Origin of the sequence: Microcystis sp. LE18-22.4A (assembly GCF_027531105.1) — a bacterium.
Lineage (GTDB): Bacteria > Cyanobacteriota > Cyanobacteriia > Cyanobacteriales > Microcystaceae > Microcystis > Microcystis aeruginosa.
The window spans coordinates 1-9,171 of the sequence record NZ_JAPZRB010000063.1 but is presented as its reverse complement, the minus strand read 5'-3'; the positions used below and the strand labels follow the sequence as shown (position 1 = coordinate 9,171).

General features: G+C 39.7%; 9 protein-coding genes and 1 pseudogene. 5 read left to right on the top strand and 5 right to left on the bottom strand.

Annotated elements, in window-relative coordinates; all coding sequences use genetic code 11:
- A pseudogene (locus O9295_RS02900) lies at positions 1-134 on the top strand (DUF3782 domain-containing protein); the annotation flags it as partial.
- Positions 135-454: 320 nt separating this feature from the next.
- Here O9295_RS02900 and O9295_RS02895 read toward each other — a convergent pair.
- The 5 genes from O9295_RS02895 to O9295_RS02875 all read right to left on the bottom strand — a co-directional run bounded on the left by O9295_RS02895 (position 455) and on the right by O9295_RS02875 (position 3,970).
- A complete protein-coding gene (locus O9295_RS02895; RefSeq protein WP_002735013.1) occupies positions 455-640 on the bottom strand; it encodes a type II toxin-antitoxin system HicA family toxin in 186 nt (61 codons plus the stop codon).
- Complete coding sequence (locus O9295_RS02890; protein ID WP_002734968.1) at positions 637-861, bottom strand: type II toxin-antitoxin system HicB family antitoxin; 225 nt, start codon at positions 859-861, stop codon at positions 637-639. Before O9295_RS02890 ends, O9295_RS02895 begins: the two co-directional genes overlap by 4 nt.
- 180 nt (positions 862-1,041) lie before the next feature.
- Positions 1,042-1,764: a restriction endonuclease subunit S gene (locus tag O9295_RS02885; protein ID WP_002762203.1), complete on the bottom strand. Its 723-nt coding sequence runs from the start codon at positions 1,762-1,764 to the stop codon at positions 1,042-1,044.
- The gene (locus O9295_RS02880) at positions 1,761-3,527 is read right to left on the bottom strand and encodes an N-6 DNA methylase (protein ID WP_002762205.1); all 1,767 of its coding nucleotides are present in this window, start codon (positions 3,525-3,527) and stop codon (positions 1,761-1,763) included. Before O9295_RS02880 ends, O9295_RS02885 begins: the two co-directional genes overlap by 4 nt.
- Before the next feature lie 212 nt (positions 3,528-3,739).
- Positions 3,740-3,970, bottom strand: a complete 231-nt coding sequence (locus O9295_RS02875; protein ID WP_149988200.1) for a type II toxin-antitoxin system CcdA family antitoxin — start codon at positions 3,968-3,970, stop codon at positions 3,740-3,742.
- 555 nt (positions 3,971-4,525) lie between these two features.
- Here O9295_RS02875 and lepA point away from each other — a divergent pair.
- The 4 genes from lepA to O9295_RS02855 all read left to right on the top strand — a co-directional run.
- Positions 4,526-6,337 (top strand): translation elongation factor 4, encoded by a 1,812-nt coding sequence (gene lepA, locus O9295_RS02870; protein WP_287693303.1) that lies wholly within the window; start codon positions 4,526-4,528, stop codon positions 6,335-6,337.
- Between the two features lie 59 nt (positions 6,338-6,396).
- Positions 6,397-6,726, top strand: a complete 330-nt coding sequence (locus O9295_RS02865; RefSeq protein ID WP_288031553.1) for an ATP-binding cassette domain-containing protein — start codon at positions 6,397-6,399, stop codon at positions 6,724-6,726.
- Between the two features lie 234 nt (positions 6,727-6,960).
- On the top strand, positions 6,961-8,775 hold the full coding sequence (locus O9295_RS02860; RefSeq protein ID WP_288031550.1) for an ABC transporter ATP-binding protein: 1,815 nt from the start codon (positions 6,961-6,963) through the stop codon (positions 8,773-8,775).
- Between the two features lie 57 nt (positions 8,776-8,832).
- The coding region (locus tag O9295_RS02855) for a DUF4164 family protein (protein ID WP_288031558.1) at positions 8,833-9,171 on the top strand (339 nt) is incomplete at its 3' end.

Here is a 9,171-nt window from a genome sequence, read left to right as displayed (position 1 = left end):
GCATTGAAATTGATCAGGGGATAGATGTCTATGCCTATCGGCGCGGTTTGTTTGTGATTAAGCAGTCGGGGGAAACGGTTAAAATTATCAATGATGCTCAGTTTCAACCTTTGGGTTTTGCTGAAGGTGTTTAATCTCTTTTTTAAGAAGGCGTCATTTTGCGATCGCCCTTTTAATTAATAATGAATAGTTGATAATTATCCATTGTCAGGAGTCATTTTAGAAACCATTATGGAAATAAAAAATATTAAACAAAAAGCCAGAAATTTAATCGATAAATTGCCAGAAATTCTACAGGGGATGATACACAGGTAAATTAAATGTAATTGATTATGTTTAATTAGTAGTAATAGAATTGGTGCGTTACGGCGGATTGTTAGTTTTATTTTATTATCCAAATTAGTAGCCGCAAACACGCACCCTACACTCTACAGCAGCTTAACAGGAGTCGCACTCATGGTTCTGGTATTTGTAAATCTCGACAAATTTTCCGCGTCAAGAATTCATTGATTTCACGATGGCGCGGAATGGCTGAAGATTTCTGATTGACACGATTTACATAAATCGTATGATTGCCGCCTTCTCTTAAGAATTCACAGCCATAAGCTTCTAAATGACGAATTAAGTTTATACGTTTCATGCAGCCCAGAAAGTAACAGACTCTCGAATCACTTCTTGTCCTTGCAGTTGCTCTTCAGCTAATATACGATTAGCTTCTAAGACTAGCTCAATTGCTTCCTCTAAATTGCTTCTAGTTTCTTCTAGAGTCTCTCCTTGAGTATTAGCTCCTGGCAATTCTTCGACGAAACCAATATAGCCTTCGGGAACTTTCTGAAATATTTTTGTTAGTTTTAGTTGCATGATTTACCTCAGAATTTTAAATTATATAACCCACCATCATTAAAGTTAGCGGTGCGTTACGCTATCGAAGGGCGCACCCTACAATCGTCGGCTATTATCAAATAATTATAAATGATTTTGCCCGTTTATCGGATGGGGTGTTGGGTAACAGTCGTCAACCCAACCTACCTTCCGCGCTTTCTAGCTGTCGGTTCTAAGAGTTAGATTACCAAGTACAAGCTGAGCTAAGTCATCAGCTTTCTTTGATTGTTCTGCCGCCAATGTCCTTAGCGTAAACTCTTGTTCGACAGCATCTCCAATTTGTGTTTGAATCTCTTCTGGGGGAACAATTATTTGTAATTCTAGTAATCTAGACGGGCTAATTCTCTGTCGCCCCGTTGCACCAGTAACGTTTGCTGTCGCTTGTCGGGTAAAATGATCAGAACGTAAAGCCCGAAAAAGGTAATAAAGATTAATCTCGGCTTGTGATTTTTTTCGCAAAACAATAAATTCAGTTGAAGCTACTGCGTTAGTTACATCTTGAGTTACTAGCGCAATCTTTTTGTTGGCCAAGCTGGGCATGATCTTGGCGAAGAGAATGTCATTCTTTTGAAAGCGATGTTTTGTACTTCCAATCTCATTTCCTTGATTAAGTTTAAGAGTTAATATATAGCCATAAATATCATCTACTTCTCGTAAATCTATATATTCAAATATTTGACCAGCATATCTACTAGAGCGTGGATTAACGCTTCTTGATACAACATCTACAAAGTTTCCTAAAGGCTGCTGTTCAAACTCACCTATTTGCTCATGCAAATATTGTGTATAAGCTGCACCAGCATCAACTGTATCGATACTACGGGCTGATTCTTCAGTGATTGTTAATATTAAAGGGTCTGGTTTAATTAACTCGATAGTCATTGCAATTCTAGTTTTACTCTATGATAGGCTTCCGCGATAACAGGTAAATCATTGAGATCAGTTTCTCTATAATATTTTGAGGTAATGTCATAGCCAACGTGTTCTGCTTGTGCTAAAAAACGCTTTTTATTGTCTCCAGTAGTCTTCTTGAGATACAAAACACAGGTTCTAGCATTAGACCCCCCAAACGGCTTAAATGATCCGACAGGTAAGCTTATACAACCATGAATATGTGTACGAGATTTCACAAAGTTGCGAACTTCAGTCTCGGAAACTCCGCTGGCAACACCATGGGGCAAAATAACTAGCAAACGTCCAGTTTCAGGCTTTAATAGTCGAATTGCTCTCTCAAGAACCAAATAGTCTGAACCTTGAGCAGCTTTACCTCGTCCTAGATAATACCGGTTTAAAGTAGCAGAATCTTCATAGGGTATATTGAACGGGGGATTAATGAGAATTACATCAAACATTGCTGCGTTATTTTGCTCAATATTTAAAAAATCAGTTCTGCGTCCATCTGTATTCCCAAAAACATCTTCTCTAATTGAATCTCCTGTATAAATATGTTCATAGCCATCACCATGTAAAATCATATTTATTCGACATAAAGTGGCTAACCGAGGATTTATCTCAATTCCCCATAGATTATTCGTGACAAGATTACTAACTAAATGATCTTTTTCATCTTGGCTAGAATCAAGAAATCGAATTTTTTTGCGGACATTAATAAACGCTCTAATAAGAAAGCCACCACTTCCGCATGATAAATCAAGGACTTTTTCTCCAATTTTTATATCAGCTATCTCAACCATGAACTCAACTAATTGTCTTGGGGTTAAATACTGTCCTAAGTCCCCTCGGAGTGTTCCAGTAAGAAAGGCCTCATAAACAGAACCAACTACATCTCCTCCTGCTCCAGCCAAGCCAAGTGGTGTCTTAAAACCATAAAGACCAAAAGGCTCTAATTCACGAACAATTTTTTCAACAGTTTCGTTGCTTCTAATTTGAATTTGAGTTCCCGTAGGGAATACATTAAAAGTCTGTTTTGCGTCAGTAAACATTTGCTGTAAAGCAGCTAGAGGTCCACTGCCAAGAAGCCAGGAAGATGTAAAGCGATTGGGTGCAAGGCCTTCAGCATCTCTTTTCTCTTCGTTAAACTTACAAGTGAGAATTTTAGTTAGCTCATCAAATGCAGACTCGGCAATGAGTCCTTCTTTAGCTAACTCTTTTCGACATTCCCTAAATGCTATTTCTAAGTCACCTTTATTTTCAATAGTTACTAAAAGTCGCTCAGCAGCTTGTCGCTTTTCCAATTGAACTACATTGCTAGAGACAGTAAGTATTGTGCTTTCAAGCTCTTGCGGTTCAGGAACGGATTCTAATCCGCCAATATCGTCTCTATCCAAATAATAAATCTCCCAATCACGTCCATTAGTCAGAACTGCAATTGGTGTAGATGGTTCAAGAAGTTGAGCATAGGAAAGCGCTTGGTTAACATCCTCCTCGCTCAATCGATGCTGAATACGCTTGGTTTCAACCACAAGAGCCGGACGTTCCCCAATATAAACAACGATATCAGCTTGCTTTCTAAATCTATGTCCTGAAGTTCCAGTGATTGAGACTTTTCGACGTATCTGGTTCCTGTCGTAACCAAGCCTCATTATGAAAGGAATAACAACATTCTCAGCACAGTCGTCCTCAGAGTTCAACGGTGGTGCTTTGCGAAAAATGTCATCTAAGATAGCCTGTTTATTCAACGGCATAATAATCTATACACCTATGGGTTACACGACAACTAAGCCTACTGCAAACCAGAGCAGTAGGTAAATAGCTTAAACCGTTGCGTTGCTGTTACAGGCAATACTACTATTAACCAGCTTAGTTGGGGAAAAAATCTCAATTACTATCAATGGTTGACCTAAGAAAATATTTCAGTCTCTCCGTCGGGAAATAACCTATTAGAGACTGAAAAATCTTAGTCATTCCATTCCCCTTTGGGTGGTACGGGAGGATTGCGTCGAAGATGGCGGGTTAAGTCCTCATCCGGTTGTTTCTCTCCTCTTAGCCACTGTTTAATCGCTGTTTCGATAATGCGACTAGGATCGTTAGTCAGGTGTTTAATCTGTTCTAAAACTTCCGAGTCAAGGTGAATAGCGATTTCAACTTTCTCCGCCGTGCGCTGAGTCGGTGTAGCATTTTCGTTCATAAGCTCTATCAATTATTGCTATCTATCATTCTACCCGTCAGTCGAGGATTCTTATCCAAGAGTTTATCTAGGAGCTGCTGAAAAAAGTTTTTCGTGGTGGCAGGGTGTAGGGTGTAGGGTGTAGGGTGTAGGGTGTAGGGTTTTACCGATTTTGAAGTAGTCAGTTACCTAATTTTCAGGGAAAAAGTCCAGGAATTTTGCCCCCGATCACTCCATAGGCACTTTTTGAGGGAAAAAAGTCTAAAAGCCTTATCCAACAAGGTTTTTATATTTATTCAGCCAGCCCTATCTATAGTAATCCGATTTGGACAAATCTTACATCTTTACCCTAGCCATTGCCCTTTCCCTGATTTTGTCACCATAATCAAGCCTACCATAGTTTCCTGTGGATGCCGAGAGGGGAAGCCAAGGCCAAAACCCTGACTATACTTGCAGTTTAGCTTTTTTTACCTTTTACTTTTCGCTTTTGCTCCAGCCTTAGAGACTTTACCTCTACAATGAATTAAGGAATCTAAAATTTTATAAACCCCTGACTTTTGCCAACAGTGAACCACGATGACTGACGTTCCCGTTTCTCGCATTCGCAATTTTTCCATCATCGCTCATATCGATCATGGTAAATCAACTCTCGCCGATCGCCTCCTGCAAATTACAGGAACCGTAGCCCAACGGGAGATGAAAGAACAATTTCTCGATAATATGGACTTGGAACGGGAACGAGGTATCACCATCAAGTTACAGGCGGCACGGATGGATTATACCGCTAAGGATGGTCAAAAATACGTTCTTAATCTGATTGATACCCCCGGCCATGTGGATTTTTCCTACGAGGTTTCTCGGTCTCTAGCGGCGTGCGAGGGAGCTTTATTAGTTGTGGATGCGTCCCAAGGCGTGGAGGCGCAAACTTTAGCCAATGTTTACCTAGCACTGGAAAATAACCTCGAAATTATCCCAGTTTTAAATAAAATTGACCTACCCAGTGCCGAACCGGAACGAGTCGCGGCGGAAATCGAGGAAGTGGTGGGTTTAGACTGTAGTGAGGCGATTCGTGCCTCGGCTAAGGCTGGGATCGGTATTAATGATATTCTAGAGTCGATCGTCCAATTAGTTCCCCCTCCCCAAGATACCCTCGAAGAACCCTTCCGAGCTTTAATTTTTGATAGTTATTACGACGCTTATCGAGGGGTAATTGTCTATTTCCGCGTCATGGATGGTCGGGTGAAAAAGGGCGATAAAATTCGTTTTATGGCTTCTGGTAAAGAATTTGTGATCGATGAATTGGGAATTTTATCACCGCAACAGGTACAAGTAAATGAACTTCACGCGGGAGAAGTGGGTTATCTGGCAGCCGCGATTAAAACTGTCGCCGATGCCCGGGTGGGTGATACGATTACTCTAACCACTAAACCGGCAAAAGAGCCTTTACCCGGTTATACAGAAGCAAAACCGATGGTTTTCTGCGGATTATTCCCCACCGATGCTGATCAGTATGCCGATCTCAAAGATGCCCTGGAAAAGTTAAAATTAAACGATGCAGCTCTATCCTATGAACCGGAAACTTCTAGCGCCATGGGTTTTGGTTTCCGTTGCGGTTTCTTGGGACTGCTACACATGGAAATCGTCCAGGAAAGACTAGAAAGGGAATATAATTTAGATTTAATTACCACTGCTCCCTCGGTAGTTTATCAGGTCACTACCACCGATGGGGAAATTGTCGAAGTGGATAATCCCAGTTTGTTACCTTCCCCACAAAAACGGGAAAAAATTGAGGAACCTTATATCCAAGTGGAAATGATTACTCCGGAAACCTATGTAGGTGCTTTGATGGAATTATGTCAAAGTCGTCGGGGAGTTTTCAAGGATATGCGTTATTTTACTAAAACTCGCACCGCTTTGATTTATGAGTTACCTTTAGCGGAAGTGGTGACAGACTTTTTTGATCAATTAAAGTCTCGATCGCGCGGTTATGCTAGTATGGAATATCAATTAATTGGCTATCGGGAAAATGAGCTAGTTAAATTAGATATTATGGTCAATGGTGATCCCGTTGATGCTTTAGCGATGATCGTTCACCGGGATAAAGCTTATTATGTTGGTCGTGCGTTAACCGAAAAGTTAAAAGAATTGATTCCCCGGCATCAATTTAAGGTTCCCATTCAAGCAGCTATTGGTTCTAAAATTATCGCTAGTGAACATATTCCTGCTTTAAGAAAGGATGTCTTAGCTAAGTGTTATGGTGGTGATATTAGCCGCAAGAAAAAGCTGTTAGACAAACAAGCAAAAGGGAAAAAACGGATGAAAGCGATCGGAACTGTTGATGTCCCCCAGGAAGCATTTATGGCAGTCCTAAAACTCGATCCTCAGTAAAATCTTGGGGTGAGAATTAACTCACCCTTTTTAGTTTTAGCAGAGGGAAAGAAATTTTTATGAAACTTTTGAGGTTATCCTATCAAGATTTAGCCTCTGGATTAAGTATAGATTCTTGCGATTTTTTTCCAGATTTGAATTTATTAGTTGGTATCTCAGGTGCAGGAAAAACCTCGATTTTAAAGGCTATTAGTAATTTAAAAAGAATCGCTAACGGTGAGTCTATAAATGGAGTAAAATGGGATGTAGAACTTTTAACCAATGATCATTTTCGTTATCATTGGTCTGGTGCATCTACTTCTGATCAAACCCTAGTCACTGAATATATTTATAGAGAGAATAGGGAAATAATTAAAAGAGAAAACGCTCAAACTTGGTTTAATGCTTAAAAAATCTGTAAATTATCAACTCTTTATAGAGTTGCAGAACTGTTAATTCTTAAACCTGATCTTTACCCATTCGAGCATAATTTAATCAAATTGACACATATTTTAGTGAATATATTGTACAATTTTATCACAAGTATAATAGTAACTCCAGAAAAACAATCCTAAAAGTGCCTTTAGTCTCTTCAGTTAGCAGTTACCAGATAGAAGTTAAAAATTGGCAATTTACTTGATGTTATGGCTTCCTTACGCGATATTCTCAGTTACTATCGCAATTATCAAAAAGCCGCCTTTTTGAGCATTGCTGCATCCAGCGTCTTTGAAATTATCGATCTGATGGTTCCCTACGCTGTCGGACAGATTCTTAATGTTCTTTCTCATCAGCCTTTAGATGGATTCGTGCAATCTTTGGTCGATCGCACCATGGTTTTAACTCCCTTTGCCTCAGAAAAGTGGGTTAGTTTGGCAGTATTATTAGGCTTAATTTTCCTAACCACGGTAATTAAAGCACCAATTCAGCCTTGGCTGGGTGTATGGTTTCACTGGGAAATATCCTTAAGAGCGCGACGAGATCATCTCAACAAAATTATTGCCAAAATTCTCACCTTACCCCTATCTTTTTACGATGAAAATAATCCAGGACGCATCGCTAACCGGATCGCCAAAGGGATAGAAAATCATACTTGGACTTATCCCGAAGTGGCGGGAATGATGATCCCAAAATTGTTTAGAGTTTTCGGTATTTTTCTTGTTATTTGGGTAATTCAATGGCAGATCGCCCTCGCTTTTGTTGTTTCTTTTGTATTAATTGTAGCTTTTATTTTGAGAGATTTAAAAGATTTAATGCAAAAAGAAAGAATTCTTGATCAGCACATCGAAAATACCCAAAGTCGCAATTCTGAGATTATTACTAATATCAAAACCGTCAAAGCTTTTGCCACAGAAGGACAGGAATTATATCGTCAGAAACAGCGTTTAGAGAGAGAATTTACCTACGTTGTCTATCGCATTCATAAGGGTTATGTGGACTTAATTACTTGGGAAAAAACCCTCGTCCAAGCTAGTTTATTTGGAGTATTTTTCTTTACTCTCCTAGCCACCGTCCAACAGAAAATCTCGATCGGGCATTTTATCACCACCTATACCCTCGCTAGTATGGCCTATGCGGAATTAGATCCCCTATCCCAAATGGCAGAAACTTTCGCTCGTCGCTATGCTTCTATGGCACGTTTACAGGAATTTATCAACTTGCCTAGTGGCACTGATGCTGGTAGTCTTTTAGCCGATCATGCCCAACACAATCCCTATCATTTTACGGGGAAAGTAGAATTAAGTAATCTTAGCTTTGGCTATAGTCCTGAAAGAAGGATTATAAAGGATATTAATCTTCTGATTGAACCCTATCAAACCGTGGCATTAGTGGGAAAATCTGGTTCAGGAAAATCCACTTTAGTTAAGTTACTTTTCCGCTATTTTGAACCGAGTCAAGGGCAAATTCTGATAGATGGCGAGGATATTAGTCGCTTAGATGTGACTTGGTATCGGCGACGGTTAGCGATTGTCCATCAAGAAGTAGATGTGTTTAATGGTACGGTGTTAGAAAATCTCACCTACGGTAATCCTAATATTAGCTTTGATAAGGTAGAAGAAGCCTGTAAAATTGCCCGTGTCGATGAATTTATTCAGGAATTACCTAATGGTTATTCCACTATTGTAGGGGAAAGGGGCGTGCGTCTTTCGGGGGGACAAAGACAGCGTTTAGGAATTGCTAGGGCGTTAATTGTTGATCCAGATGTGTTAGTTTTTGATGAAGCCACTTCTAGCTTAGATTATGAGTCAGAAAGAGCCATTCAACTAGCCATGAAATCCATCTTAGGCACTCGCACCACGATTATTATCGCCCACCGTCTCAGTACTGTTCGAGAAGCTGATCAAATTGTCGTTTTGGATAATGGTCGCATTGTCGAGATCGGTAGCCATGACCAATTATTAAATCAGCAGGGAATCTATCAACGTCTCCACTCTTTACAAGAAAGCGGTGAACTGGTTTAGTTTTAAGATAGTCCCCGATAGCAGACTGAGAAAATATATCTAATGGAAGTTGATACTATGTCTAACGAAACCGTTACCTATTCCCTAGAAGCTGTTTTGACTAGGATTGAGGGGAAAATTGACAATCTCCAAAAAGATGTTAACCAAAAATTTGAAAGTCTCCAAAAAGATGTTGACCAAAAATTTGACACTTTCCAAAAAGATGTTAACCAAAAATTTGACAAAATCGACGAACGGTTAAATAAGCTAGAGGTAGGACAGGCAAAGTTAACCGAAAAGGTTGAGGGAATCGATAATCGCCTAAAATCAGTGGAAGGAACCCAAAAAAATCAGGTCTGGACATTAATTATTCTTTTGGCAAGTGCGATCGCTACAGCCGGTTGGAAAGTATTTTTT